The following is a 26,280-nucleotide window of genomic DNA, read 5'->3' on the forward strand; positions in this document are numbered from 1 at the left end:
TACTCTCGGGTACATGGCGACCGAGAAGCACCGGGGTGGTGGGGCGGGGAAGGCATTTGATCGCCCCTGGGTGATGCGGACGTATGCCGGCCACTCGTCGGCCGCGGAGTCGAACGCGCTCTTCCGGCGGAACCTGGCCAAGGGCCAGACGGGCCTCTCGGTGGCGTTCGACCTGCCCACCCAGACCGGATACGACGCGGACCACCCGCTGGCCAAGGGCGAGGTCGGCAAGGTCGGCGTACCGGTCGCGCATCTCGGTGACGTGCGCGCGCTGTTCGACCAGATCCCGCTCGCGCAGATGAACACCTCGATGACGATCAACGCGACCGCGATGTGGTTGCTCGCGCTCTACCAGGTCGCCGCGCAAGAGCAGGGCGCGCTGCCGGACGAGCTCACCGGGACGACCCAGAACGACATCGTCAAGGAGTACCTGTCCCGCGGCACCTACGCCTTCCCGCCGGACGCCTCGCTCCGGTTGTCGACGGACCTGATCGCGTACACGGTCTCGAACGTGCCGAAGTGGAACCCGATCAACATCTGCAGCTACCACCTGCAGGAGGCCGGCGCGACTCCCGTGCAGGAGTTGGCGTTCGCGCTGTCGACGGCGATCGCGGTACTGGACCGGGTGCGGGACGGCGGCCAGGTGCCGGCCGAGCGGTTCGGCGACGTGGTGCAGCGGATCTCGTTCTTCGTGAACGCCGGGGTGCGGTTCATCGAGGAGACCTGCAAGATGCGCGCGTTCGTCCGGCTCTGGGACGACGTGTGCCTCAACCGGTACGGCGTGACGGACGCCAAGGCACGCCGCCTTCGCTACGGAGTACAGGTGAACTCGCTCGGGCTCACCGAGGCGCAGCCCGAGAACAACGTCCAGCGGATCGTGCTGGAGATGCTCGGCGTCACGCTGTCCAAGAACGCGCGGGCCCGGGCAGTCCAGTTGCCGGCCTGGAACGAGGCGCTCGGGTTGCCGCGGCCGTGGGACCAGCAGTGGTCGTTGCGGATGCAGCAGGTGCTCGCGTACGAGTCGGACCTGCTCGAGTACGACGACATCTTCGACGGGTCGCACGTGATCGAGGCGAAGGTGGACGAACTCGTGGCCGGCGCGCAGGCGGAGATCGACCGGGTCCAGGCGATGGGTGGCGCCGTGGTCGCGGTGGAGTCGGGCTACCTCAAGCAGGCCCTGGTCACGTCGCACGCCGAGCGACGGCAGCGGATCGAGTCGGGCGAGCAGGTGGTTGTCGGGGTCAACAAGTTCGAGAACACCGAGCCGTCGCCGTTGACCGCCGACCTCGACGCCGCCATCCAGACGGTGGATCCCGAGGCCGAGGCGGCCGCGCTGAAGTCGCTGCAGGAGTGGCGTTCCCAGCGCGACGACAAGGCCGTCGAGGAGGCGCTCGGGAGGTTGCGCGAGGCCGCGAAGGGCACCGAGAACCTGATGCCGGCGACTCTCACCTGCGTCCGCGCCGGCGCGACGACGGGGGAGTGGGCCGGAGTACTGCGGGAGATGTTCGGCGAATACCGTGCGCCGACAGGGGTTTCCGGCTCGGTCGGGATCTCTGGTGGGGGCGAGGCGATCGCGGCCGTGCGGGCGAAGGTGGCGTCGACGTCGGAGGAACTCGGCGGCCGGTTGCGGTTCCTGGTCGGCAAGCCCGGTCTGGACGGTCACTCGAACGGCGCGGAGCAGGTCGCGGTACGGGCTCGTGACGTCGGCTTCGAGGTGATCTACCAGGGGATCCGGCTGACCCCCGAGCAGATCGTCGCCGCGGCCGTCGCGGAGGACGTGCACTGCGTCGGCCTGTCGATCCTGTCCGGCTCACACATGGAACTCGTCCCCCAGGTCGTCGCCGGCCTGGGCGAAGCCGGCCTCGAGGATGTCCCGGTCGTCGTCGGCGGCATCGTCCCCGACGCCGACGCCCGTACTCTGCTCGGCGCCGGCGTAGCCGCCGTCTACACCCCCAAGGACTACGACCTCACCGGCATGATGTCCAACGTCGTCGACGTCATCCGCCGAGCCAACCAGCTCTAGGCCTGCTGCTTCTCCGCGACCAGGTCCGCGACCGCCTTCGGGATGGTGGTCTCGAAGTCGAGCAGCTTGACCCAGTCCGGGGTGACGGTGATCCGGACCATCTGGTCGTACAGGGCCGTCACGCCGGCGGTCCATTCCTCGTGCTGGTCGGCGGTCATCACCTTGTGCCCGGCGATGATGTACTCCTCCGGTACGCCGTCCTCCAGCTTCAGCTCGGTGGTGCCGCGGATCAGCAGGGCCTTCGGCGGGAAGCCCTCGGTGTCGATGGTGAGCGCGACCCGGGGGTTCTTGCGCAGGGCCTTGACCTTGGCGGCCTTCGGCACGGTGAAGATCTGCAGGCGCTCGCCGTCGAAGTGGAAGCCGATCGGCACGACGCGCGGGTCACCGTCGAGGCCGATGTAGGAGAACCGGACCGGGATGGGCCCGGTCAGCAACTGCTGGGAGTACGGGTTGGCCAGGATCTCGGCGATCTCGGTGCTGTTCACGGTGTGATTCCTCTCGTCTGCTGGACTTGCTTTCATCAGGGGGACGAAGCTGACCGCTCCATCTCTACATCCTCGGCAGGCCCTTTTCAGCGATTCGAGTTCAGCGAGTCGAGGTCAGCGGATCGTGGCGAAGGCCCGGACCGGGAAGGTGCCGAGCCCCTCGATCCGGGGAGCGGTGGCGCTGAAGGTGGCGCCGAGAGGCGGGACCTGTGCCAGATTGGTGAGATGTTCGACGATTGCGATACCCGCGCCGAGCAGCAAGGTATGCGCCGGGCGGGTGCCGTCGGTCATGTCGTCGATGTTGGCCGCGTCGATGCCGACCAACACCGCGCCCTGCTCGATCAGCCACTCGGCGCCGTCCCGGGTGAGGAAATGCGCGTCCTCGACGTACTGCGGGGTGCCGAAACGCGCGTCGTCCCCGGTGTGCAGCAGCACCGCCTTGCCCCCGACCTCGTACGGCGTGAGCGTGGCCGCGTCGATCCCCAGTTGGCCGCTGTCCTCCACCCGCACGACGACCGCCGGCAGGTCGATGGTTCGCTCGAGCGTGTAGCCGGTGAGGTCGTGCCCGTCGCGATACCGGTGGAACGGGCTGTCCAGGTAGGTGCCGGTGTTCGTCACCATCGAGATCCGGCCGATGTCGAACTCGGTCCCCGGTGCGTAGATCTCCCTCGACGCCTCCCTGGTCAGGTGTTTGCCGAACTCCGGCCCCGGGAGGTTCGGCAGCGTCACCATCCTGTCCCGGATCACGTGACTCAGTTCCACGTACTCCGGCCGCCCACCGCTCGGCGTACCGGCGGCGGCCGGGCCTCCGCGCGTGCCCTTGTGGGCGGCCTCGACGATCTCCAGGTTGTCGAGCACGACGTCACCGGCCATCAGCAGCCCGAGCGAGTCGAGAAACAGCGTGCCGACCTCTCCGGGCGTGACATCCGCCGACGGGACGTCGACGAGGAAGCCCTGGGCCTGCAATCCGCCTCCGTTGGTGAAGCTGACCGTGGCGTCGAACCGTGCGCGATAGGTCGTCATGAAAGTCATCCTCACCCATCCCTGCTTGCTTCGGCGTCGAAGTTCCGCTCATGATCACGCGTCGCGTCCTGCTCTCCGCCGCCGCGCTGACCAGCCTCGGCGGGCTGGCCGGGCTGTCTGGATGCAGTGGCGGGGTCGAGGGCACGGCGCCCGAGGCGTCGAAGCCGGGCGAACCGGTCGACGTGCGGTACGGAGACGACGACTCGCAGGTGGCGGAGCTTCATTGGCCCGCTGGTGACGGCAAGGTGCCGGTCGCGGTGGTGATTCATGGCGGGTTCTGGATGAGCGGCTATGGGATGGAACTCGCCACGCCGCTCGCGAAGGACCTGGCCACGGTGGGGATCGCGGGGTACGCGATCGAGTACCGGCGAATGGGGAACGGTGGCGGGTGGCCGGCGACCTTCGAGGATGTGGCCTCGGCCATCGACGCTCTGAAGGATCAACCTCGGGCCGATCTCGACAAAGTCGTCGCGGTCGGGCACTCCGCTGGTGGTCACCTGGCCGTCTGGGCTGTGAGTCGCCAAGGCCTTCCGGCGGGAGCACCGGGCGCTTCGCCGGCCGTAGTACTGGCCGGTGCGGTTTCGCAGGCCGGAGTACTGGATCTCGTGAACGCCTACGACGTCCAGCTCGGCGGGGACGCGATCGCGTCGTTCGTCGGTGCGACGCCTGACGAGGATCCGGCGCGGTACGAGCTGGCGTCGCCGTACGAGCGACTGCCGTTGAAGGTGCCGGTCGCCCTGGTGCACGGCACCCGGGACGGGCAGGTACCGCTCGACCAGAGCCGCCGGTACCGCGCGGCCGCCGTGAAGGCGGGGGACGAGGCGAAGCTGACGGAACTGCCGCACATCGGGCACTTCGAGCTCATCGACCCGTACGACCAGGCATGGTTGACCTGCCGGGCGGAGACGGAACGGCTGCTCGGACTGACCTGAGGAGGAGTCATGCCGGACCGCGTCGAGACCGCCCGCCAGCTGATCACGGACAACCTGTACATGGCCTTGGGGACGGCCGACGAGAGCGGTACTCCGTGGGTCAGTCCGGTTTTCTTCACGCCGCACGAGTTCACGGATTTCTACTGGGTCTCCTCGCCCGACACCCAGCACTCGCGCAACATCGCCGCCCGGCCCGAGGTCAGCATCGCGATCTTCGACACGCACGCCATCGTCGGGACTGCCGAGGCCGTCTACTTCAAGGCCACCGCTCAGCAGGTGCCGGACGAGGACCTGGAGGCGGGCGCTGCCATCTACAACAGCAAACTCCCGGACACGCGAGCCTTCCCGGCCTCCGAACTGGTCGCACCGGCGATCTTCCGCCTGTACCGCGCCACCGTGCACGAGCACTCGGTCCTCGTCCGCGGCGGCGACCCCGAACTCGGCAAAGGCCACGACTCCCGGCTGGTCCTCGATCTCTAGCTGTAGCCGGGACGTTGGGGCCGAGAGGGCCGCTTTGGGTGGGCGTGGTGGCCGGTGGGTACCGGACCGCCAGCACTCACCAACCACGCCCGGCCTTCTGGCGCGGCCCCTGGCGACGCCGGGTCTGTGCACTACGGGCGAGGTTGCTGAGTGGTGGCCGTCCGCTACCCCACCCCACTCCAGCCAGAAGACCAAGATTCTGGCCGAGTGCGGCTAGGTGAGTTCTGGCAGGAGTTGGCGGAGGGCTTTGGTGGTGTGGGTGTGGAGGCTGGCGCCGTAGGAGATCCGGGTCGCGCCGAGGGCGATGAGCTCGGCGGCGGTCGGGCCGTCGGGAAATGCATGGGCGTTGACCGGGCCGCCGATCTCCTCGACCAGCGTCGGGAGGACCGGCAGCGGAGCGACGATCGGGTAGACGCAATCCGCTCCGGCACGCCGGTAGGCCCGGCCGCGGGCGATGGCCTCCTCCAGGTTCCTGTTGAACAAGAAGGTGTCGATCCGCGCGTTGATCACCAGATCCGCTCCGGCGACCGCCCGTACCTCGGCCAGGTAGTCCGCCTGGCGCTGGACCTCGACCATCTCCTTGTCTAGCGAGTCCTCGAGGTTGCAGCCGACCGCGCCGGTATCGAGCACTCGCTCGACGAACTCCTTGGGAGACAAGCCGTATCCCGCTTCAAGGTCCGCGGTCACGGGTACCTCGACCGCCCGGGCGATCCGGGCAACCGCGGCGAACATCTCCTCCGGCGGAGTCAGCTGCCCGTCGTCGTACCCGATCACCCGTGCGACCGCTCCGCTGCTGGTGGCGATCGCCGGGTAGCCGGCCTCGGCGATCGCTCGTGCGCTGACCGGATCCCACGCGTTCGGCAGCACCAGGGGAGTAGGTCCGTGGTGCATCGCCCGGAAGGCTTCGGCAGTCATGGCCGTCAGCTCGGGTTGTAGTGGCCGGGCTCCATGTGGCCGGTGACCCCGACCCGGGTCCAGGCGTTGATGGTGATGATCAGGCCGATCAGCTGGGCGAGTTCCTTGTCCTCGAAGGCGTTGGCGGCGATCTCGTACACGTCGTCCGGAACGTGGTCGACGCTGATCAGGGTGATCGCCTCGGTCAGCCCCAGCGCGGCCTGCTCCTTCTCGCTGTAGAACTTCCGGGCCTCGCGCCAGGCGCTGAGCAGGTACAGCCGCTGCTCGGTGTCGCCCTCGTGGCGGGCGTCGAGCGTATGCATGTCCAGGCAGTAGGCGCAGCCGTTCAGCTGGGATGCGCGGATCCGGACCAGGTTCACCAGGAGCGGGTCCAGTCCGGTGGTGGATTGCGCATCGAGGGCCAACAGTGCCTGGTAGAACTCGGGCGCGTGGGTGGCGAGCTTCACTCTGCGGTGGGTCGTTGTGCTCATGACAACCACGGTAGGCGTGAATCGGCCCAGGTGTATGGTCCACTTCCATGGAAGATCCAGGGGCCAATTTCGTGCCGGCGGCTGATGCGGCAGAGGCGGTGGGGACGGGAGCCGACTTGCATCTGGACCTCGGGGCGAGGCGTGGGCGGAACGACCTGATCCGGGCCTTGCACGAGTCGATCCGCAGCGGGCGTCTGGCGCCGGGCACCCGGTTGCCGTCCTCGCGATCCCTGGCGAAGGACCTCGGGATCGCCCGCAACACCGTCGCCGACGCCTACGGCCAACTCGTCGCCGAAGGCTGGCTGACCGCCCGCCAGGGCTCCGGCACCCAGGTCGCCGACCGCACCACCTTCGCCGACCGCGCCACCGTCGCGGACCGCACGTCCGTCGCCGACCGTGCCAGGTCCTCGGACCACGGCGCCTTCGCCAGCCAGTTGCCGACGGCAACCGAGTGGCGGTACAACCTGGCGCCCGGGTCGCCGGATGTGTCCACCTTTCCGCGCAGTGAATGGTTGGCGGCGGCGCGGAAGGCGTTGCCGGCGGCACCCAACGAGGCCTTCGGGTACGGCGATCCGCGCGGGCGGATCGAGCTGCGGCGGACGATCGCGGACTACCTCGCCCGGGCGCGCGGAGTACGGGCTGATCCGGAGCGCATCCTGATCTGCTCGGGTTATGTGCAGGCGCTGAATCTGCTGAGCGAGGTGCTCGCCTCGCAGGGCGCGACCACGATTGCCGTCGAGGAGTTCGGCTACGACCTGCACTGGGACGTGATCCGGTCGCGCGGCCTCGACCCGGTCCCGGTACCGGTGGACGAGCACGGAGTCCGGGCTGATCTGCTCACCGGCCAGGCCGCACTGCTGACTCCGGCGCACCAGATGCCGCTCGGGGTACCGCTCGCGCCGGACCGGCGGACGGCGGCTGTCGAGTGGGCGCGGGAGACGGGCGCGATCCTGATCGAGGACGACTACGACGGGGAGTTCCGGTACGACCGGCAGCCCGTCGGAGCCTTGCAGGCGCTGGATCCCGAGCGCGTGGCCTACACCGGTACCGCGAGCAAGAGTCTCGCGCCCGCACTGCGTCTCGCCTGGATGGTGCTGCCGGAACACCTCATGGAGCCGGTGCTCGCCGCGAAGCGCACGGCGGACCTCATGACGGCAACCCTGGACCAGTTGATCCTCGCGGAGTTCATAGCCGCCGGCCAGTATGACCGCCACGTACGCCGTGCCCGCCTCCACTACCGCCGCCGCCGAGACCGCCTGGTCGAGCTCGTGGCCGTCCGCGCTCCCGCAGTCACCGTGGCCGGCATCTCGGCCGGCCTCCACGTGCTGCTCGACGTACAGGGTGAGGCGAACGACATGGTCGACCGTGCGGCCAGACAAGGTCTGCGGGTGGCTTCGCTCGATGCCTACCGGTTCAAGTCGGACCCGTCGGCTCGCCAGGCTCTGGTGGTCGGCTACGGCACCCCACCAGACCACTCCTACAACGGAGCCCTGGATCTTCTATGCCAGGTTCTGGGGGTCTAGAGCCCGGGCCAGTGCACTGATGTCACCCGGCCCGACTCGGCAGCAGCCACCCACATAGGTAGCGCCGGCAGCCGCCCAACTGTGGGCCAGCGTCGCGCTGTCTGTCGCTCCACCGGTCCAGCGACGACCACCCGCGTCCCAGTCCTCTCCGCTGTTCGGGTAGGCGACAGCCGGCTTGCCAGTCACCGCGACCGCGGTCTCCACAGCAGCTTGTACGTCGCCTGGCGCGCAGCAGTTGACGCCGACAGCCACAATCGCCGTACTGCGGGCCGCAACGGCGAAGGCAGCCTCCAACGGCTGCCCCGCGCGGGTGTGGTTGCCCTCGATCGAGTAGGACAGCCAAGCCGGGAACGCCAACTCGTCCAGCAACTCGACGAGCACCTCGGCCTCGTCGACGTCCGGGATCGTCTCGACCGCCAGCAGATCCGGTCCAGCCGCGATCAGCAACTCCAGCCGGGGCAGGTGAAACTCTCGCAGAGCCGCAGCATTCAAGCCATAGCGCCCCCTGTACTCCGATCCGTCGGCGCGCACCGCTCCATAGGGACCGACGGACGCCGCCACGAACCGCTGAACTCCATCGTCAGCCAGCGAATCCCGCACTTCACGCGCGAGAGTCACACTGCTCCCGATCAACCGTTCAGCCTCATCACGCGGGACTCCAGCTCGCTCGAAGCCGCCCACACTCGCCTGATAGCTGGCGGTGGTCGCCACAGCAGCCCCGGCCTCGTAGTACGAGCGATGCACGGCCGCGATCTCGCCAGGCGCATCTCTGAGCAACCGGGCCGACCAGAGCGCGTCGGACAGATCGTGGCCGCGGTCCTCGAGGGCGTTCGACATCCCGCCGTCCAGGACGACAGTCGGCATGGTGGTCAGCCGGTCTGGCGGACGAGCTCGACGACTTCGTCGGCGCAACCCCACGAAAGGGTGACGCCGGCGCCGCCGTGACCGTAGCAGTGGATGATGCGTTGGTGGCCGGTTTGGACGGCTTCGCAGCGGACTGCGGGACGGGCCGGGCGAAGGCCTACTCGGTGGCGGAGGATCTTGGCGTTGCGGAGTTGGGGGACCAGGCCGGCTGCGCGGGCCAGGAGTTCTTCCGCGGTCCGCGGGTTGACGGAGAGGTCCCAGCTGTCGGGCTCGTTGGTGCCGCCGATGACGACATCGTGCTCGCGCGGGACGACGTACGTGAGATCCCTGGGGTTGCGGTCGGCGATCAGCCACTCGGTGAGCCCGGGCTGTTCGACAGTGAGGACCTGCCCGCGTACCGGGGTCACCGTCGGGTCGCTGGCGGTCAGCCGGGCGCCTAGACCGGCGGCGTTGACGACCACCTCTGCTGCCGTGGGCAGGGCCGAGAGGGCAGCGCGGGTGAGCGTCCCGCCGGCGGACTCCAGGCGCTTCACCAAGTACTGCAGGTAGACCGGCATCTCGATCACCGGTGTCGTGAACGACCAACCGTCCTTGAAACCGGGTGGTGGCGAGCCGACGCGCTGCAGGTCCAGCAGTGCGCTCGCCCAGGACGGAGTCGGGGTCGGATCGACCAAGTACTCGCGGCCTTGGCGGAGGCGGACCGAGGGCTCGGTCTCGGCAAGCTTGCTGAACTCCTCGTACGACGCGCGCGACCACGCGGCCACCCGGTCCTCAGGCGCGGACAGGAACGGGTACCAGATCGCGGCCGCGACCGCCGAGGTGGTCTCCAGGGGCAGGTCCCGCGCGAACACGGCGACGTCGTACCCGGACTCGGCCAGCCGGACGGCACAGCTGAGCCCGATCACGCCGGCACCCACCACGATCACGCGCATCTCCGCATTCTGTCCTGGCCCGGCCTCACCCGCCAGTGGAAGCCGTTGTTGCCGGAGGCACCTGGAGACGGTGGCGGGTGTTCGACAGATGGACCCGGGCCGCGGCGCGGGCGCCCTCGGGGTCGGAGCGGGCGATCGCGTCGTGGATGTTCTCGTGCTCGACGATCACCCGGGTGAAGTGCGCTTGGTCGGACACCGAGTACGACTGGTCGAGCCGGGTGCGCGGCAACATGATCATCATCGGACCCAGGGACCCCAGTAGCTCGCTGTAGAAGCGATTCCCGGAGGCGGCCGCGACCTTGAGATGGAAGGTGAAGTCCGCCTCGACCACCTTGCCCGGCCCGGTACGGCGAAAGTCGTTCAAGGCCCGCGCGATCGCCTTCAGCTGATGCTCGGTACGCCGTACCGCCGCGAGCCCGGCAGCCTCGACCTCGATCCCGATCCGGAAGTCGAGCAGGTCGAGCACGTCGCGGTGCGAGCGGACTCGGGACGTATCGAGCGAGAACTCGCGATCGGGCTCCGGCAGGTCGAGAACGAACGAGCCGCGGCCCTGGAACGTCTCCACCAGGCCGGCCGCCTGCAACCGGGAGATCGCCTCGCGCACCACGGTGCGGCTGACCCCGAACTCGCTCACCAGCGAACTCTCGGTCGGCAGTTTCTGCCCGGGCTCGATCTCCCCGCCGAGGATCCGCTCCTTCAACCGCTCGACCAACTCGTGCGCCAGCCCCCGACCGGTCTCCCGATCCAGCTCGTTCATCGGGGCCTGAACTCGCAGGAGTCGACGGTCCACGCCTTGCACAGCTCGCTGGTGGTGAAACCCAGCCCGGGCCGGTCCGGCACCAGCATCCTGCCGTCTACGGTCTCCAGCCGCTCGTTGAACAGCGGATTGAGCCACTCGAAGTGCTCCACCCACGGCTCCCGCGGGTATGCCGCCGCCAGGTGCAGGTGGATCTCCATCGCGAAGTGCGGCGCCACCTGCAGACCATGGTGGTCCGCCAGCGCCGCCAGCCGCAGGAACGGCGTGATTCCACCGATGCGTGGGGCATCGGGCTGCAGGATGTCCGCGGCCCGCGCGTCGATCAGCCGGACGTGCTCGGCAACACTGGTCAGCATCTCGCCGGTGGCGATCGGGGTGTCCAGGACGGCCGCCAGGTGCGCGTGCCCTTCGGCGTCGTAGGCGTCGAGGGGTTCCTCAATCCAGACCAGATCGAACTCCTCGAGCGCGCGCCCGACCCGGAGCGCAGTACTGCGGTCCCACTGCTGGTTCGCGTCGACCATCAGCGGGACACCGGCGCCGAGGTGATCGCGGACGGCCCGGACCCGGTCCAGGTCGATCCTGCTGTCCGGCTGGCCGACCTTGAGCTTGATGCCGCCGATGCCGTCGTCGAGGGACTTCGAGGCGCGCTCCTTGACCTCCTCGATCGGGACGTGCAGGAAACCACCGAAGGTGTTGTAGGTGCGCACCGAGTCGCGATAGGCACCGAGCAGCTTGGCCAGCGGCAGGTTCGCGCGCTTGGCCTTCAGATCCCACAAGGCGATGTCGAGGGCTGCGATCGCCTGGGTGGCGACACCGGACCGGCCGACCGACGCTCCGGCCCAAAGCACCTTCTCGTACACCCGGCCGATGTCCGACGGGTCCTCGCCGATCAGATTGCCCGCGACCTCCTTGGCGTGGGCGTACTGCGCCGGTCCGCCCGCCCGCTTGGAGTAGCTGAACCCGATCCCGTGCTGGTCGTCCCGGGTGGTGATCTCGGCGAACAGCAGGACGATCTCCGTCATCGGCCGCTGCCGCCCGGTCAGCACCTTGGCATCGCTGACCGGGTGGTCGAGGGGAAGGACGACGGAGTACAGGCGGACGTGGCGGATCCGATCGTTCATCGACTCATCATACAAGTACCTGACTTGTGTGATGAATCCGTCTCAGTGGAGCTTGACCGCCAGCGAGCTCCCGGCGGCGTCGGTGCCATCAGGCGCGAGCGGCCCTTCCATCCCGGCGAACAGCGAACGTCCGTCGGGGCTGACCGCCAGCGACTCGAAGGTCGCGTTGCTCGTCGCCTCCCCGGCGGGCACGACCTATCCCGCCCAGGAGGCGGTGATGCAGTGGCCGTCGCCTTGATATCTGCGTAACAACAGGGACCATCTTCGGAAACATCTGCCGGGAAGGCTGCTGTCCGGCCGACACTGTCGTCGAGCAGTGGCCGCTTCGCGCGCGCCTCATCTGGCCACCAGCGGAAGGAACCAGCGATGGACCTGTCGGAGACGGCACGGCGCGGTTTGTTCGACGCACTCGACACCGACCGGGCGAACGTGGTCTGGAAGTGGAAGTTGCTCGAAGAGCTGAAGCAGTCCGGGCTGCAGAGCGACGATCCGCGGGTCGAGCGCGCCCTGACTGGAGCGCTGAGCAACGACGCCGGATTCGAGCCAGGACAGCCCGAATGGCTCGACTTCGAACAGTTCTCGAAGGCTGTGCAGGAGCCGGTGATCGGGCGGGCATTGCAGGGCGAGCTGGCGCTGTCGCCGGCGGAGTTCGCGGAACTCACCCACGGCATCGAGCAGATCTATGCGGACTTGCTGCCGGATCGGTCGGGAGAGGTCGCGCAGTACATCCCGACGCTTCGCGACGCCGACCCGGACAAGTTCGCGATCGCGATCTGTACTGCGGACGGCCAGCTCTTCCAGATCGGCGACACCGGCCTCGGGTTCAGCGTGCAGTCGACCTCGAAGCCGTTCAGCTACGCCATGGCGCTGGAGCAGTTCGGATCGGCGGAGGTGCACCAGTGGGTGGGCCAGGAGCAGAGCGGCGGAACCTTCAACGATCCCCGGCTGTCCCTGGACGCGGCCGGTAAGCCGCAGAACCCGATGATCAACGCCGGAGCGATCGCGACCCTCGCACTGGTCAGACCCCAGCTCGAGGTGTCCGAGCGGTTCGCCCAGGTCGAGCAGACCTGGAGCCGGATGATGGGCCGCTCGCCAGGGTTCGACCACCGGACGTTCCTGGCCGAGCGGGACACCGGGCACGGCAACCGTGGGCTCGCCAACCTGATGGCGGCCAAGGAGATGCTCAATGTGGACCCGAAGGACCGGGACGCTCCACAGAAGGCGGCCGAGTTCTACTTCGCGGTCTGTTCGCTCGAGGTTGACACCCGAGGGCTGGCGGCGGCGGGTGCCACCCTGGCCAACGGCGGCGTCGCGCCGTACACGGGTGAGCGGGTGTTCTCCCAGGAGACGGCCGGGCGGGTCCTGTCCGTGATGGGGCACAGCGGTATGTACAACGACTCGGGGGAGTTCTCCGGCCAGGTCGGACTGCCGGCCAAGAGCGGTGTATCGGGCAACGTGATGATGGTGGTGCCGGAGAAACGGCTTGCTGTCGTGACGTTCTCGCCGCGGCTGGACGCGGCCGGGAACTCCGTGCGCGGGCGCGAGGTCTGCCGCCGGCTGGTCCAGGACTTCGGTCTGCACCCCTACGGGCAATTGGGCAGCGAACGCGGGGTACAGAGGGACGCGACAGCTGAGGCAGCACGGCATGCCTTCGGTGGCGTCGCGAAGGCCGGCAGTGTGGGCGGCGCCAAGACGACCGGCTCCCGGGCCGCTGCGACGACAGCTTCGCCGGCGGCCAGCCAGCGCAGTACCGGGCCGGAGCTCCGGTAGGCGGAGCTGCAAGCCATCACAATGCGCTGGTCCCCGCCACGCTGAGCGTGGCGGGGACCAGGGCGCTGTCGTTGTGATGGGCCGGCGGTCCGGCGACTACTCGACGGTGACGGACTTGGCCAGGTTGCGGGGCTTGTCGACGTCGTGGCCGAGCGCGACCGCCGCGTAGTACGCGAGGATCTGCAGCGGGATGGTGAGCAGGATCGGGTCGAGCTCCGGCTCGTTCTTCGGTACCACGATCACCGCGGCCGCGCCGGCCGGGATCTCCACGCCCGGGTGGGTCACGACGTACAGCGGGCCCGAGCGGGCGGCGATCTCGTGCAACGCGCCGACGTTGCGGTCCAACAGCTCGTCGTCCGGGACGATCGCGACGCTCGGCACGTCCGGCGAGATCAGCGCCAGCGGGCCGTGCTTCAGCTCGGAGGTCTGGTACGCCTCGGCGTGCCGGTACGAGATCTCCTTCAGCTTCTGGGCGCCCTCCCGCGCGACCGGGTAGCCGCGGGTCCGGCCGACGAAGAACAGGCTCTCGTGCTTGGCGAGCCGGTTGGCGATCTCGGCCAGCGTCTCCTCCTGGTCGACGATCGCCTGGATCTGCGCGGGGATCTTCTTCAGGCCCTCGATCAGCCGGCGTCCGTCGGCGGGAGAGACGTCGCGGATCCGGCCGAGGTGGATGCCGAGCATCGCGAACGCGACGGCCATGTTCGTGAGCGCCTTGGTGGAGGCCACCGAGACCTCGGGACCGGCGTGCAGGTAGACACCGCCGTCGACCTCGCGGGCGATGCTGGAGCCGACCGCGTTCACCAGGCCGATCACCCGGCCGCCCTTGCGCTTGAGCTCCTGGACGGCCACCAGGGTGTCCAGGGTCTCGCCCGACTGGCTGACCGCGATGTACAGGGTGTCGCGCTCGACCACCGGGTTGCGGTAGCGGAACTCCGACGCCGGCTCGGCGTCGGCGGGGATCCGGGCGACCTCCTCGATGAACTGCGCGCCGATCTGGCCGGCGTAGTACGCCGAACCGCAGCCGAGGATCTTGACCCGCTTGATCTCGCGCGCCTCGCGGGCGTCCATGTTCAGGCCGCCCAGGTGGACGGTGTGGAAGCGCTCGTCCAGACGGCCGCGGATGGCCCGGCCGACCGCGTCCGGCTGTTCGTGGATCTCCTTCATCATGAAGTGCTCGTGCAGGCCGCGCTCGTACTCGTCGGCCTCCCACTCGACCGTCTTGGCGGTCTTGTTGGTGGGCGCGGCGTCCTGTGTGAAGGTGCGGTAGCCGTCGGCGCGGACGGTAGCCAGCTCGCCGTCGTCCAAGTAGACGACCTGGCGGGTGTAGCGGATCAGCGCGGCCGCGTCGGAAGCGACGTGCATCTCGCCGTCGCCGATGCCGAGGATCAACGGGCTGCCGTTGCGCGCGACCACGATCCGGTCCGGGAAGTCCAGGTCGATCACGGCGATGCCGTAGGTGCCCTCGATCCGGCGCAGGGCGGCCATCACCTTCTCCTCGAGGGTCGCGCCCTCGGACTGCTCGATCAGGTGCGCGAGGACCTCGGTGTCGGTCTCCGAGCGCAGCTTGACGCCGGCCTCCTCGAGTTGCGCGCGCAGCGCGCCGGCGTTGTCGAAGATGCCGTTGTGCACGACGGCGATCCGCTCGTTGCCGCTGGCGTGCGGGTGCGCGTTGTCCTTGCTCGGACCGCCGTGGGTCGCCCATCGGGTGTGGCCGATGCCGAGCTTGCCGCCGAACCGCTTCGGCAGCGACGCCTCCAGCTCACGCACCCGGCCGGCGTCCTTGTGCACCTTCAGCTCGCTCGACCCCAGTACGGCGACACCCGCCGAGTCGTATCCCCGGTACTCCAGCCTGGCCAGGCCGTCGACCAGGATGGGCGCGGCCGGCTTGGTGCCGACGTACCCGACGATTCCGCACATGGATGGTTCCTTTCGCCTCAGATGGTGCCGGTCAGCCGTAGACGATCCGTCGTAGCTGCCGGGTAGACAGTTCAGGTGAGCGGACCGGCCAGTGCCGGAGCTCGGTGCCGAGCCGCGCGAAGATCTCGTCGTTGCGGGCGCCGTAGGTCTGCAGTTCGCGGTGCCGGCGCCGGACGTACTCCTCGGTCGTCTCGGTGAAGTAGGCCAGTACGTCGGCGACGACCCGTCGCGCGTCGTCCGGCGTCAGTCCGGTGGTACGGCTGATCTGCTCGACGAGTTCGTCTACCGGACCCGCCGCCGCCTCACTGATCACCCGTCAACTGTGCAGTGTCTTTGGGTCCACCGCCAAGGTCTTGCCCGAAATCGGGCAAATTTCGCTGTTCTGACAGAAGATAACCAGACCGGTACCGGGCGTGGACCCTACTCCTGTCACCCGGCCCGAGTGAAATCGACGCGCCCGGTCTTGCCGGTATCCGGAGCCAGGCGTACGACTGGCCTTGTACGGGCGACTTCTCGGGGCTGGAGTTCGGCCGACCCGTCGATGTCCCTTCGACCGGGAAGGCCTTGTCATGCACCGACCAACAGTCGCGGTCGCGATCGCGGCCCTCGCACTGGTCACTGCCGGCGGCACTACCGCTACCGCCAGGCAGGCGCCAACCATCTGCTGGTAGTGGGTCTGGGTACCGCCACCGGCCCTGTCCGGAACTGATGCCCGTACCTTCGCCGTACCGCCGGGGATGGTGAGAGTCTGGACAGCCGACCGGGCCGGTGGCGGTACCCAGACCCACTACCAGCAGATGGTTGGCGCCGCCCGGGTCCTCGGCGGCCAGCTGACCGTGCTGGCCGACAAGTCGGGCCGGACCACCGCCGTGGTCGGCGCGTACTTCCCGGGCCTGAAAGCCAAGAACAGTGCCTCGGTGTCGGCCGCGGGCGCCCGCGGAATCGCGGCGAAGCGGGTCGGAGCCGCCGGCAAGTGGTCGTCCGCGCTGCGGATCGATCCCAAGGACGGGCGACTCTTCCACCAGGTCGTGAGCCAGCGCGCGGATCAGCGCTGGGTGCAGTGGGTCGACGCCACCTCCGGCACGGTCAAGAAGCAGTACGACGCGGTCGCGCACGGCGACGGGACCGGAGTGAAGGGCGACCCCAAGACGTTCTCCACCATCCGGATCGGAAGCACCTTCTTCCTGCGCTCGGCCGATGGCCGCCAGGAGACGTACGACGCCGGGAACAAGCAGGTGCAGCCCGGCGCGATCATGACCGACAGCGATGACCACTGGACCTTCAACAAGCCGAAGTTCCTGTCGCCCAGCCAGGCGCCGGGTGTGGACGCGCACTACTACACGGCCGTGGTCGACGACTTCTACGCCGACGTCTTCGGGCGGAACAGCGTCGACGACAAGGGCATGCCGCTGATCTCGACCGTGCACTTCGCGAACCGCTACTGCAACGCGTTCTGGAACGGCGTGCAGATGACGTATGGCGACGGCGACGGAACCAGTTGCCTGCCGCTGTCCGGCGGCCTCGACGTGGTCGGGCACGAGCTCACCCACGGCGTCACCGAGTTCACCTCGAACCTCATCTACGAGAACCAGTCCGGGGCGCTGAACGAGTCCTTCAGCGACATGATGGGCAACACGATCGAGTTCTACGCGGCCCAGAACCGCCGGGACCCGGCCGGGTCGCCGGATTGGCTGATCGGCGAGGACGTCATCAAAGCACCGGACATCGTACTGGGCTTCCGGAACATGGGCGATCCGCAGGAGGACGCCGATCCGGACCACTTCAGCGAATTCATCGTGACGACGGCAGACAACGGTGGTGTGCACTCCAACAGCGGCATCCCGAACCACGCCTACTACCTGGCCGTCAACGGCGGCAAGAACGTCGGCTGTGGCGGGAGCCTGAGCGGTCACACGCACACGGCGGACTGCGATGTCACGGTGCCGGCGATTGGGCTGGACCGAGCCGCGCAGGTCTTCTACGACGGATTCACCAGCCTGCCTGAGTTCGCGAACTTCTGCGACGCCCGCAACTCCACCGTCGCGGTAGCGGGATCGAGCCAGGCCGCGGTCAGCGCCGCCTGGGCAGCGGTCGGCGTCCACTCCGGTTGTACGCCTGCCACTCCGCCGCCGCCGCCCTGCCTGAGCGACCCAGATGCCACCATCCCGTTCGGGTCACCGCACCCGTACGGCAACAACGGCGACTGCACCTGGACCTACGACAACGGCACCGGCGGGTTCGCGTTCCACTTCAGCCTGCTCGACACGGAGAAGGACTTCGACTTCGTCATCGTGTCCGACGGCGCCGGCAACGAACTGGCCCGCTACACAGGTACGGATCGCAACGGTGCGACCTCACCGTGCATCACCACCCCGACCGGCTCGGTCCGCCTGCTGACCGACCCAGCCGTGGTAGCCCAGGGCTTCACCGTGGACGCGGTGGTCGCCTGCTGAGCACCTTTCGTCAAAGTCCGGTGAGGACGGCCGATCCGCCGTCCTCACCGGAACCTGTGCAGCCACCGGTCACCGACGCTGAACCGTTCCCTACCGACATCAGCTGTCAACGGGTCAGAACAGCCGGAGGACGTCCGATTCCATGCCGCGGAGGGCGTCGTAGTCGACGGTGACGCATTCCAGCCCGCGGTCGGTGGCGAGGAACTGGGCCTGGGGCTTGATCAGCTGGGCGGCGAAGATGCCGCGGACCGGGGCGAGCAGCGGGTCGCGGTTCAGCAGTTCGACGTACCGGGTGAGCTGCTCCACGCCGTCGATCTCGCCGCGGCGCTTGATCTCGACGGCGACGTGCCTGCCGTCCGCGTCGCGACAGAGCAGGTCGACCGGGCCGATCGCGGTCGGGTACTCGCGCCGCACCAGGGTGAACCCCTCGCCGAACGTGTGCACGTGCTCGGCCAGCAGTTCCTGCAGATGCGCCTCGACGCCGTCCTTGATCAGGCCGGGGTCGAGCCCGAGCTCGTACGACGAGTCGCTGAGCACCTCCTCGAAGGTGATCCGCAGCTCCTCGCCGGCCTTGTTGGTGACGCTCCAGACGCCTTCCTCCTCCGTCAGCTTGCACGGGGGAGACATCCAGTTCAGCGGCTTGTACGACCCGCCGTCGGCGTGGATCAGCACGGACCCGTCCGCCTTCACCATCAACAGCCGCGGCGCCATCGGCAGATGGGCGGTCAACCGTCCGGAGTAGTCCACTGAGCAACGAGCAATCACCAGGCGCACGAAGAAGCACGGTAGTGCACTGTGAGGGTGGGGTTGATGGCGCGTGGGGTGTGTTGCTGAGAAGCTGCCGGTATGAAGCCGAAGATCAGCCTGCGGGCCAGAACGGAGTACGAGGCGGTCGCGGTGGGGCTGGAGCCCGCCGGGGTGGTGCAGGGCAGCATGTTCGGGATGCCGTGCCTGAAGATCGAGAAGAAGATGCTCGCCGGGCTGTACGGCGACGCGATGACGTTCAAGCTGCCGCCCGAACCGCGCGAGGAGGCGCTCGCGCTGGCCGGTGCCGAGCACTTCGACCCCGGCATGGGCCGGCCGATGAAGGAGTGGGTGGTCGTCCCGCTCGAGCACGCGGCCAGCTGGCCCAAGTTCGCGGAGCAGGCCCTGGAGTTCGTCCGCGAATGAACCTGATGTGCCCGGCGCGGCTCATCGTCCTGCCGCCCGCCTACCGGGGCAGCCTGACGGGCGAGCGGATCGCCCGGGTCTACGCGAGCTCGGATGCCGAGGAGCCGGCCGGACTGCTCGCCGCGAACCTGGGGGTCCAGCTGGTGGCGCTGCCGTCCGGGCCCGGCGACGAGGTGCTCAGGGAGATCGCGGATCAGCATCGCGGCGAGACGGTCGCGGTGATCGCCCCGACCCTGGACCTGCCGATCACGCTGCCGGCCGGCCGCGTGGTGATCGAGCACGACGGCGACGGGTGGTCGATCCTGCCGAGCGCCAACGAGGTGACTCTGGCCACCTACGAGCAGGCGGCGGATCGGTTCCGGGAGTCGATCCCGCGTGATCCCAATGACCCGCTGCTGGAGCTTCTCGATCTGGCCGGTGACCGGCTCCGCCCGGGCGCGACCGTCCTGGAGCTGGGGAGCGGGACCGGGCGGGATGCCGTGGAGCTGGAGGAGCGCGGCTATCGCGTACGGCGTACCGACGCGGCCTGGTCGTTCGTCGAGATGATGCGGGCGGACGGGTTCGAGGCGGACCAGCTGAACGCGTTGGTGGACGATTTCGGCGGGCCTTATGACGTGGTCTTCGCCGATGCCGTGTTCCTGCACTTCGACCCCGACCAGCTGGCCGTCGTACTGCGGAAGGCGCGGGAGGCGGCGGGTCTGCTCGCCTTCACCACACGCGAGGGTGACGGCGACGAGTGGTCGAACCGGTATCTCGATCTCCCACGGCACTTCACCATGTGGCAGGAGAAACCGTTGCGGCAGTTGCTTACCGACACCGGCTGGACCGTGCTGCACCTGGAGCGCCACCAATCGCGGGTCGGCGGCTGGTTCTACGTCCTGGCGACCGCGTGATCCGGGCAGGGATCGTGCTGTGCACCGAGCTGGGCGTCGCGGCGATCGAGCGCGTCCGGGAGGGGAGGACGTACTACGTACTGCCCGGCGGCCAGGTCGAGGACGACGAGAATCCGGTGGAGGCCGCCGCCCGGGAGGCCTACGAGGAGCTCGGGGTGATCGTGAAGATCCGAGGACTCGTCGCAGTGGTGCACTTCGGGCTGAGCACGCAGTTGTACTACCGGGCCGAGATCCTCAACGGTGACTTCGGGTCCGGCACGGGGGAGGAGATGTCGAGCCCGGCCGAGTCGGAGAGCGGCAGCTACCGGGCCGTGTGGATCGAGCCGCGGCAGCTCGCAGTACAGGACGTGCGGCCAAAGCTGATCGCGGCCGCGCTGGAGGCGGCACCGGACCTGGAGCGGCTCCTGGACGCCTGGGAGAACACTCCGGCGGCCTTCGAAGAGGTGTGAGGTTGCCCTCGCTGGTGACACACCTCATGTCCAGACCACTGTGGCGACTGGCACACTTCGAGCCATGGCGCGCGATCTGAAGACGGTGGGAGTTGTCGGTCTCGGCACGATGGGTGCCGGTATCGCGGAGGTGTTCGCCCGGCACGGGCTGAGCGTCGTCGGCGTGGAGCGCGACGAGGAGGCGGTCGAACGCGGCCGCGGGCACATCCAGCACTCGACCGACCGGGCGGTGAAGCGCGGCAAGCTGTCGGTCGAGGACCAGCAGGCGCTGTTCGACCGGGTCACCTTCGCCACCGAGATCGAGGCGCTGGCCGACTGCGACCTGGTGATCGAGGCCGTGATCGAGCGGCTCGAGCTGAAGCGGGAGATCTTCGCCGCGCTGGACAAGGTGGTCCGCGACGACGCGATCCTGGCCACCAACACCTCCTCGCTGTCGGTCACCGAGATCTCCGTGGCCACCCAGCGCCCGCGCCGTGTGGTCGGCATGCACTTCTTCAACCCGGCGCCGGTGCAGGAGTTCGTCGAGGTGATCAAGACCGTCGTCACCGAGCCGGACGTGGTCGAGGACGTGCTCGTGCTGGCCCGCCGCCTCGACAAGGTGCCGGTGGTCGCGGCCGACCGGGCCGGCTTCATCGCGAACGCCCTGCTCTTCGGCTACCTGAACCACGCCGTCTCGATGGTCGAGTCGCACTATGCCACCCGCGAGGACGTCGACGCGGCGATGCGGCTGGGCTGCGGCTACCCGATGGGCCCGCTGGCGCTGTTGGACCTGATCGGCCTCGACACGGCGTACGAGATCCTCGACACGATGTACAAGCAGGGGCGGAACCGGCTGCACGCGCCGTCCCCGATCCTCAAGCAGATGGTTACCGCCGGACTGCTCGGCCGCAAGGCGGGGCGCGGCTTCTACACCTACGAAGCGCCTGACTCGCCGGTCGTCGTCGACGATGACCTGACCCCCCGCACCGATGCCGGTGACACGCCGCTCCGTCCGATCCGTCAGGTGGGCGTGGTCGGCTCGGGGACGATGGCCGTCGGCATCATCGAGGTCTGCGCCAAGGCCGGGTACGACGTGCTGTACGTCGCCAGGGGGACCGAGAAGGTCGACCGGGTCCGGGCCGGGCTCGAACGCTCGCTGGAGAAGGGCGTCCAGCGCGGCAAGCTCTCCTCGGAGGAGCGCGACTCGGCGCTGACCCGGATCACCGGGACCGCCCGGCTCGACGACCTCGCGTCCGCCGATCTGGTGATCGAGGCCGTGGTCGAGGAGCTCAGCGTGAAGCAGGCGCTGTTCGAGACCTTCGACGAGATCTGCAAGCCGGGCGCGATCCTGGCGACCACCACGTCGAGCCTGCCGGTGATCGACCTCGCCATGGCGACCAAGCGGCCCGCGGACGTGGTCGGCCTGCACTTCTTCAACCCCGCGCCGGTGATGAAGCTGGTCGAGGTGGTCAGCACCGTCAGCACCTCGCCGGAGGTCGCTGACAGCGTGGCCGCGCTGGCAGTTGCCGCAGGCAAGCACCCGGTCCGCTGTGGCGACCGGGCCGGCTTCATCGTCAACGCCCTGCTCTTCCCGTACCTGAACGACGCGGTCCGGATGCTCGAGGCGCACTACGCCGGCGTCGACGACATCGACGCTGCCATGAAGCTCGGTTGCCGCCTTCCGATGGGGCCGTTCGAGCTCCTGGACGTGGTCGGCCTGGACGTGTCGCTCGCGATCCAGCGCACTCTGTACCTGGAGTTCCGCGAGCCCGGCTTCGCTCCTGCGCCGCTGCTGGAGCACTTGGTGACCGCCGGCTACCTGGGGCGCAAGACCTCCCGCGGCTTCCGCGACTACACCAGCTGAGGGGCAGGCCCGCGCCGTACGGCTGGCCGACGGTGCGCGGGCCTGGTGCTCAGCTCAGTGCAGGGTGAGCGGGGTTTCGGACTCGAGGCGGGACAGCTTCTCCGGGTTCCGGACGTAGTAGATGCCGGTGACACGGGCATCCTCGATCCGCAGCGCGACAACGCCGTCGAGCTCTCCGTCGAAGCTGAACAGCAGTGCCGGGCTTCCGTTGATCACGGTCGGTTCGGTGCTGAGCGTGCCGCCGATCTTCTGCATGCTTCCGACGAACATGCGGATCACCTTCTCCACGCCGACGATCGGCTGAAGCGCGCTGAGTTTGAGCCCGCCGCCGTCGCTGACCGCGACTACGTCGGGGGCGAGCACGTCCAGCAGGCCCTGCAGATCGCTGGCCTCGACCGCGCGCTGGAAGGCCGCCAGCACCGCCTGCCCCTCGCTCGGGGAGACCACCTTGCGAGGGCGGCGGGCATCGACGTGCTGCCGGGCGCGGTGCGCGATCTGGCGTACGGCCGCCGGAGTCTTGTCGACGGCCGCCGCGATCTCGTCATAGCCGACCTCGAACACCTCGCGCAGCACGAAGACGGCGCGCTCGGTCGGCGAGAGCGTCTCGAGGACGAGCATCATCGCCATCGACACACTCTCGGCCAGCTCGACGTCCGCGGCCGCGTCCGGTGCGGTGAGCAGCGGCTCAGGCAGCCAGGGACCGACATACGCCTCCCTGCGCCGCTGCAAGGTGCGCAGGCGGTTGAGCGACTGGCGGGTGGTGATCCGGATCAGGTATGCGCGCTGATCGCGTACCTGGTCCAGATCGACCTTGACCCACCGCAGCCAGGTCTCCTGCAGCACGTCCTCCGAGTCGGCCGCCGATCCGAGGATCTCGTAGGCGACGGTGAAGAGCAGGTTTCGGTGGGCAACGAAGGCCTCGGTCGCCGGGTCCCCGGCTTGGTCGCTCATCTCGGCCCTTCTCCTCAGGCCGCCTGGCCGGCGTCCGCCGGCGCCTTGCCGGCCTTAGCCCGCAGCACCTTCTGGCGTTGGCGATCCTTGAACCAGAGATCCAGCTGGCCGGGTCGGCTCGCCTCTTGCTTCAACTGCCAGACGGTGCTCCAGCACACAGCCTCCTTGAGCATCGCCATGGACCGGCCGCCCTCGTAGTACGCCCTGGACACGGCGTCGTTCTTCCGGGCGACCTGGACGACCCCGGCGCGGCGTCCCAAGCTGATGCACTCGCCGAAGAAGCCGACGCTGAAGTTCTTCGGCTGCTTGCCGGCGATCCGGCTCAGCACGGTCTCGGCGGCCTGTGGGCCCAGCTGCATCGCGGACTGGCAGCTCATCCGCACCGGCAGGTCCGATGGTGCCGCCGAGTCCCCGGTGGCGATGACGCGTGCGTCGTCGACGCTCGTGAGCGTCTCGTCGGCGAGCAGCCGCCCCAAGGCATCTGTGCTCAGCCCGCTGCGGGCAGCCAGATCGGGTACGCCGAATCCGGCGGTCCAGATGGTCACGTCGCTGGGCAACTCGCGGCCGTCGGCGAGCTCGACCGCATCATGGGTCACGCCGGTCACCGTCGCGCCGGGGCCTTCGAGCACGGTCACTCCGAGCTTGGCGAGCCGCTGGGCCACCGAGCGTCGAGCACGCGGATGCAGGTAGGGCCCGAGGACCTTTCCGCACACGAGCGTCACCTTCCGGCCCTGCTCCGCCAGCTCGGAAGCGGTTTCGAGGCCTGTCGGCCCGGCTCCCACCACTGTCAGCGCGGCCGATGCGGGCGCGGCGTCGAGGACCGGCCGCAGCCGCTGTGCCTCTTCCAGGGTCGCGATCAGGTACGCGTGCTCCGCCGCGCCGGGCATATCGGGGGCGGCGCTGCCACTGCCGACGGCATAGATCAGGTAGTCGTAGTGGAGGCTGGAGCCGCTCGCCAAGGTCACGCGACGCCCGGCCGCGTCGATCCGGGTCACGGTGTCGACCACCAGCCCGACGCCGCCGGCCAGAACCTGCTGGTAGTCCACCAGCGCGTCGTCCGACCCGGTGACGAGCTGGTGCAGGCGGATCCGTTCGACAAAGGCCGGACGAGGGTTGATCAGGGTCACTTTCACGCCGCCGCGCCGCGTCAGGCGGTTGGCCGCCATCACGCCGGCGTATCCGCCGCCGACCACGATGACATCGGTGTTCTCAGTCATGGCAACTCCTTCGTTCCAAAGTGCAGCCTTAAAGACACCGGTTCTCCGTCGGTTGTGACAAAGCGGATCCCCGGAGCTGACAAACCCCGGGGCGTGTCCATCAGCGCCGACGCGCAGGAGGTGGTCTTCACGGTCGCCGGCCGACGGATGGAGAGACCGGTGAGCCGGCTCGCCTGCATGCCAGTAGGCTCGACAGGTGGAGTTGCCCGGAGAGCGTCGGAGTCCGCCGCGACCGCGGTCACTCAAGGACGACGCCGGTGGGCACTGGGTCCGGCGCTGGACCGGCGACGACTGGTTCGCGGCAGCGGATGGCTGGGTGCGGGGCCGGCTGACGGACGCGGGGATCGTCGTGACCGGTGCTCCGGTGCCGTACAAGATCCGCTTCTGGGCGGCGGTTTGGTGCTACTCGACCGATCACGGTCTGTTCTGGTTCAAGGAGAACAACCCGGGGCAGTCGTTCGAGGCTGCACTGGTGGCAGCGATGGCCCAGGCTCTTCCGCAGCACGTGGTCGCGCCACTCGCGATCGAGCCGGAGCACGGCTGGATGCTGACGGCGGACCAGGGTCCGACACTCGACGACAAGGTACCGGACGCGGGCCGGCTGCCGCTGTGGCGCCGGCTCGTCACCGAGTACGCCGGGCTGCAGCGCGCCACGATCGGGGTCGAGGAACGTTTGCTCGCCACCGGATTGACGCCGCTGGCACCGTCGGGGCTGGCCGATGCGGTGCATGGCGTGGCCGACTGGTTCGATGCGCTCAGCAACGATCACCCGCTGCGACTGGACCGGGCCACGATGGGCGGCGTACGGCAGGCTGGTGACACCCTCGCCGGATGGGGTGCGAGGCTGACCGGCGCGGTCCCGATGGCGCTGGACCAGAACGACCTGCACGTCTACAACGTCTTCGGCGCGCATCCCACGGCGCCGTTCCGGTTCTTCGACTTCGCCGACGCGGTCTGGGGTCACCCCTTCGCGACGGTGGCATCTGTCCGAGCGGCACTGGTCGACCCCGACGACAGCGACACCTGGCCGGAGGACGACCCGAGGTTGGACCAGCTCACCGACGCCTACCTGGGGGAGTGGTCGGACCTGGCACCGCTCGACGTCCTGCGAACGGAGCTGGCGGTCGCTGGTCCGCTGCACGCGGTGCATCGAACGGTGTCCTGGCACCGGTTGCTGGTGCTTGCCGACGAACTCGAAGCGGCAGCCTGGGCCGAGTCACCCCGGTACTGGCTGGACGAGGTGATCCGCCTCTTCGCCGCTCAGGGCTCGGCGTCGGCGTAGTCGCCGCAGGGGCCGCCGCCGATGGCTTCGGGGATGACGGTCGTGCGCCGGTCCGGGCGGACCAAGGGGTTGTAGAAGGCCGCGATCTCCACGCTCTCCTCGGGGATGTAGTGGAAGATCAGCGCGCGGCGAAAGCGGTCCGGGCTCGAGTTCGGGCGGGAGCCGTGGACCACGCTGCCGTGGAAGAAGAGGACGTCGCCCGCGCGCATCCGGGTCTGTACCTTCTGCATGCCGTCGGGGACCGGGACTTCGGCGTCCGTGAAGGATTCGGTCAGGTCGGCCGGCTCCGGGCAGACGAGTTCGACCTGGTGGGAGCCGGGGACCACGGCCAGGCCGCCGTTCTCGGCGTCCACGTCGTCGATCGCGATCCAGGCAGCGAGGCAGGTCTCCGGGTGGGTGCGGAGGAAGGTGTTGTCCTGGTGCATCGCCTGGCCGCGGGCGCCCGGTGGCTTGAAGTAGAACATCGACTGGGCACCCAGGGCCGGGCCGATCAAGGTAGTCACCACATCGAGGATCCGGTTGTCGAGCATCAACTCCAGCGCCAGCCGGCCGGCCTCGACGTCGGTCCTGCGATGCGGGTGGACGAATCGCGGGTACTGCGCGAGCGGGTCCTCGGCCGGTACCCCGTCGTCGATCGCCAGCGAGTGGTCCACGGCGACCTGTGTCATGTAGGCGGACTTGATCTGCTCGACCTCGGTCGGGCTGAGCAGGCCGGGGACCCGCACGATCCCGTCCCGCTCGTACACCTCTGCAACAGTGCTCGTCATACCTGAAAGCATCCGCCAAGGCCGCGAGCGTGTGGATAGTCTA

At 68.8% G+C, this 26,280-nt stretch carries 26 protein-coding genes; 11 read left to right on the forward strand and 15 right to left on the reverse strand.

Annotation, left to right across the window (positions count from 1 at the left end; all coding sequences use genetic code 11):
• Window positions 1-13 precede the first annotated feature (13 nt).
• Window positions 14-2,023, forward strand: coding sequence for a protein meaA (locus ACFPJ1_RS14310; RefSeq protein WP_380104097.1), 2,010 nt, complete (start codon window positions 14-16; stop codon window positions 2,021-2,023).
• Here the strand turns inward: ACFPJ1_RS14310 and ACFPJ1_RS14315 are convergent.
• Both ACFPJ1_RS14315 and ACFPJ1_RS14320 read right to left on the reverse strand, forming a co-directional pair.
• Window positions 2,020-2,508, reverse strand: a complete 489-nt coding sequence (locus tag ACFPJ1_RS14315; RefSeq protein ID WP_380104098.1) for a pyridoxamine 5'-phosphate oxidase family protein — start codon at window positions 2,506-2,508, stop codon at window positions 2,020-2,022. The two genes, ACFPJ1_RS14310 and ACFPJ1_RS14315, sit on opposite strands and share 4 nt — an antisense overlap.
• Window positions 2,509-2,622: 114 nt before the next feature.
• On the reverse strand, window positions 2,623-3,531 hold the full coding sequence (locus ACFPJ1_RS14320; protein ID WP_380104099.1) for a cyclase family protein: 909 nt from the start codon (window positions 3,529-3,531) through the stop codon (window positions 2,623-2,625).
• A 50-nt stretch (window positions 3,532-3,581) separates the two neighbouring features.
• On the opposite strand from ACFPJ1_RS14320, the gene ACFPJ1_RS14325 reads away from it, so the two are divergent.
• Together ACFPJ1_RS14325 and ACFPJ1_RS14330 are read left to right on the forward strand one after the other, a co-directional pair.
• Entirely contained in the window at window positions 3,582-4,463 is an 882-nt protein-coding gene (locus ACFPJ1_RS14325; protein WP_380104100.1) for an alpha/beta hydrolase family protein, read from the forward strand.
• Between the two features lie 9 nt (window positions 4,464-4,472).
• Entirely contained in the window at window positions 4,473-4,943 is a 471-nt protein-coding gene (locus ACFPJ1_RS14330) for a pyridoxamine 5'-phosphate oxidase family protein (RefSeq protein ID WP_380104101.1), read from the forward strand.
• 213 nt (window positions 4,944-5,156) lie between these two features.
• Here ACFPJ1_RS14330 and ACFPJ1_RS14335 read toward each other — a convergent pair whose 3' ends face one another.
• Both ACFPJ1_RS14335 and ACFPJ1_RS14340 read right to left on the reverse strand, forming a co-directional pair.
• The gene (locus tag ACFPJ1_RS14335; protein ID WP_380104102.1) at window positions 5,157-5,858 is read right to left on the reverse strand and encodes an isocitrate lyase/PEP mutase family protein; all 702 of its coding nucleotides are present in this window, start codon (window positions 5,856-5,858) and stop codon (window positions 5,157-5,159) included.
• 5 nt (window positions 5,859-5,863) lie between these two features.
• The gene (locus ACFPJ1_RS14340) at window positions 5,864-6,328 is read right to left on the reverse strand and encodes a carboxymuconolactone decarboxylase family protein (RefSeq protein WP_380104103.1); all 465 of its coding nucleotides are present in this window, start codon (window positions 6,326-6,328) and stop codon (window positions 5,864-5,866) included.
• A gap of 47 nt (window positions 6,329-6,375) precedes the next feature.
• Here ACFPJ1_RS14340 and pdxR point away from each other — a divergent pair, with 47 nt between their 5' ends.
• Window positions 6,376-7,851, forward strand: a complete 1,476-nt coding sequence (gene pdxR, locus ACFPJ1_RS14345) for a MocR-like pyridoxine biosynthesis transcription factor PdxR (RefSeq protein WP_380104104.1) — start codon at window positions 6,376-6,378, stop codon at window positions 7,849-7,851.
• Here pdxR and mmuM read toward each other — a convergent pair.
• Genes mmuM through ACFPJ1_RS14370 form a run of 5 tightly spaced genes read right to left on the reverse strand, consistent with a single transcriptional unit; the run spans window position 7,828 to window position 11,717 of the window.
• Window positions 7,828-8,715 (reverse strand): homocysteine S-methyltransferase, encoded by an 888-nt coding sequence (gene mmuM / locus ACFPJ1_RS14350; RefSeq protein ID WP_380104105.1) that lies wholly within the window; start codon window positions 8,713-8,715, stop codon window positions 7,828-7,830. The two genes, pdxR and mmuM, sit on opposite strands and share 24 nt — an antisense overlap.
• Before the next feature lie 5 nt (window positions 8,716-8,720).
• Complete coding sequence (locus tag ACFPJ1_RS14355) at window positions 8,721-9,647, reverse strand: FAD-dependent oxidoreductase (RefSeq protein WP_380104106.1); 927 nt, start codon at window positions 9,645-9,647, stop codon at window positions 8,721-8,723.
• A gap of 25 nt (window positions 9,648-9,672) precedes the next feature.
• Complete coding sequence (locus tag ACFPJ1_RS14360) at window positions 9,673-10,404, reverse strand: FadR/GntR family transcriptional regulator (protein ID WP_380104107.1); 732 nt, start codon at window positions 10,402-10,404, stop codon at window positions 9,673-9,675.
• Window positions 10,401-11,525: an L-talarate/galactarate dehydratase gene (locus ACFPJ1_RS14365; RefSeq protein WP_380104108.1), complete on the reverse strand. Its 1,125-nt coding sequence runs from the start codon at window positions 11,523-11,525 to the stop codon at window positions 10,401-10,403. Before ACFPJ1_RS14365 ends, ACFPJ1_RS14360 begins: the two co-directional genes overlap by 4 nt.
• A 42-nt stretch (window positions 11,526-11,567) precedes the next feature.
• The gene (locus ACFPJ1_RS14370; protein WP_380104109.1) at window positions 11,568-11,717 is read right to left on the reverse strand and encodes an esterase-like activity of phytase family protein; all 150 of its coding nucleotides are present in this window, start codon (window positions 11,715-11,717) and stop codon (window positions 11,568-11,570) included.
• A 174-nt stretch (window positions 11,718-11,891) separates the two neighbouring features.
• Here ACFPJ1_RS14370 and glsA point away from each other — a divergent pair, with 174 nt between their 5' ends.
• Window positions 11,892-13,295, forward strand: a complete 1,404-nt coding sequence (gene glsA / locus ACFPJ1_RS14375; protein WP_380104110.1) for a glutaminase A — start codon at window positions 11,892-11,894, stop codon at window positions 13,293-13,295.
• 96 nt (window positions 13,296-13,391) lie between these two features.
• Here the strand turns inward: glsA and glmS are convergent, their stop codons facing one another.
• Both glmS and ACFPJ1_RS14385 read right to left on the reverse strand, forming a co-directional pair.
• The gene (gene glmS, locus ACFPJ1_RS14380; protein ID WP_380104111.1) at window positions 13,392-15,212 is read right to left on the reverse strand and encodes a glutamine--fructose-6-phosphate transaminase (isomerizing); all 1,821 of its coding nucleotides are present in this window, start codon (window positions 15,210-15,212) and stop codon (window positions 13,392-13,394) included.
• Between the two features lie 31 nt (window positions 15,213-15,243).
• Window positions 15,244-15,525: an HU family DNA-binding protein gene (locus tag ACFPJ1_RS14385; protein ID WP_380104112.1), complete on the reverse strand. Its 282-nt coding sequence runs from the start codon at window positions 15,523-15,525 to the stop codon at window positions 15,244-15,246.
• 427 nt (window positions 15,526-15,952) lie between these two features.
• On the opposite strand from ACFPJ1_RS14385, the gene ACFPJ1_RS14390 reads away from it, so the two are divergent.
• Complete coding sequence (locus ACFPJ1_RS14390; RefSeq protein ID WP_380104113.1) at window positions 15,953-17,665, forward strand: M4 family metallopeptidase; 1,713 nt, start codon at window positions 15,953-15,955, stop codon at window positions 17,663-17,665.
• Window positions 17,666-17,779: 114 nt separating this feature from the next.
• Here ACFPJ1_RS14390 and nucS read toward each other — a convergent pair whose 3' ends face one another.
• Window positions 17,780-18,439 (reverse strand): endonuclease NucS, encoded by a 660-nt coding sequence (gene nucS / locus ACFPJ1_RS14395; RefSeq protein ID WP_380104114.1) that lies wholly within the window; start codon window positions 18,437-18,439, stop codon window positions 17,780-17,782.
• A 72-nt stretch (window positions 18,440-18,511) separates the two neighbouring features.
• Between nucS and ACFPJ1_RS14400 the strand changes: the two genes are divergently transcribed.
• The 4 genes from ACFPJ1_RS14400 (at window position 18,512) to ACFPJ1_RS14415 (ending at window position 22,020) form a co-directional block, all read left to right on the forward strand.
• Window positions 18,512-18,835 carry a hypothetical protein gene (locus tag ACFPJ1_RS14400; protein ID WP_380104115.1) on the forward strand — a complete coding sequence of 108 codons (324 nt, stop codon included), beginning with the start codon at window positions 18,512-18,514 and terminating at the stop codon, window positions 18,833-18,835.
• Window positions 18,832-19,728: a class I SAM-dependent methyltransferase gene (locus ACFPJ1_RS14405; RefSeq protein WP_380104116.1), complete on the forward strand. Its 897-nt coding sequence runs from the start codon at window positions 18,832-18,834 to the stop codon at window positions 19,726-19,728. The genes ACFPJ1_RS14400 and ACFPJ1_RS14405 overlap by 4 nt, the downstream gene beginning before the upstream one ends.
• On the forward strand, window positions 19,725-20,177 hold the full coding sequence (locus ACFPJ1_RS14410; RefSeq protein ID WP_380104117.1) for an NUDIX domain-containing protein: 453 nt from the start codon (window positions 19,725-19,727) through the stop codon (window positions 20,175-20,177). The genes ACFPJ1_RS14405 and ACFPJ1_RS14410 overlap by 4 nt, the downstream gene beginning before the upstream one ends.
• Before the next feature lie 64 nt (window positions 20,178-20,241).
• Window positions 20,242-22,020 carry a 3-hydroxyacyl-CoA dehydrogenase family protein gene (locus ACFPJ1_RS14415; protein ID WP_380104118.1) on the forward strand — a complete coding sequence of 593 codons (1,779 nt, stop codon included), beginning with the start codon at window positions 20,242-20,244 and terminating at the stop codon, window positions 22,018-22,020.
• A gap of 54 nt (window positions 22,021-22,074) precedes the next feature.
• Here ACFPJ1_RS14415 and ACFPJ1_RS14420 read toward each other — a convergent pair whose 3' ends face one another.
• Window positions 22,075-22,971 (reverse strand): RNA polymerase sigma-70 factor, encoded by an 897-nt coding sequence (locus ACFPJ1_RS14420; protein WP_380104119.1) that lies wholly within the window; start codon window positions 22,969-22,971, stop codon window positions 22,075-22,077.
• Between the two features lie 14 nt (window positions 22,972-22,985).
• Window positions 22,986-24,188 carry an NAD(P)/FAD-dependent oxidoreductase gene (locus ACFPJ1_RS14425; RefSeq protein WP_380104120.1) on the reverse strand — a complete coding sequence of 401 codons (1,203 nt, stop codon included), beginning with the start codon at window positions 24,186-24,188 and terminating at the stop codon, window positions 22,986-22,988.
• Window positions 24,189-24,384: 196 nt separating this feature from the next.
• Here ACFPJ1_RS14425 and ACFPJ1_RS14430 point away from each other — a divergent pair, with 196 nt between their 5' ends.
• Complete coding sequence (locus ACFPJ1_RS14430; protein WP_380104121.1) at window positions 24,385-25,470, forward strand: hypothetical protein; 1,086 nt, start codon at window positions 24,385-24,387, stop codon at window positions 25,468-25,470.
• Here ACFPJ1_RS14430 and ACFPJ1_RS14435 read toward each other — a convergent pair.
• Entirely contained in the window at window positions 25,449-26,237 is a 789-nt protein-coding gene (locus tag ACFPJ1_RS14435; RefSeq protein ID WP_380104122.1) for a phytanoyl-CoA dioxygenase family protein, read from the reverse strand. The two genes, ACFPJ1_RS14430 and ACFPJ1_RS14435, sit on opposite strands and share 22 nt — an antisense overlap.
• Between the last annotated feature and the right edge of the window lie 43 nt (window positions 26,238-26,280).

Source organism: Kribbella qitaiheensis, from assembly GCF_042657745.1.
GTDB classification, from domain to species: Bacteria; Actinomycetota; Actinomycetes; order Propionibacteriales; family Kribbellaceae; genus Kribbella; species Kribbella qitaiheensis.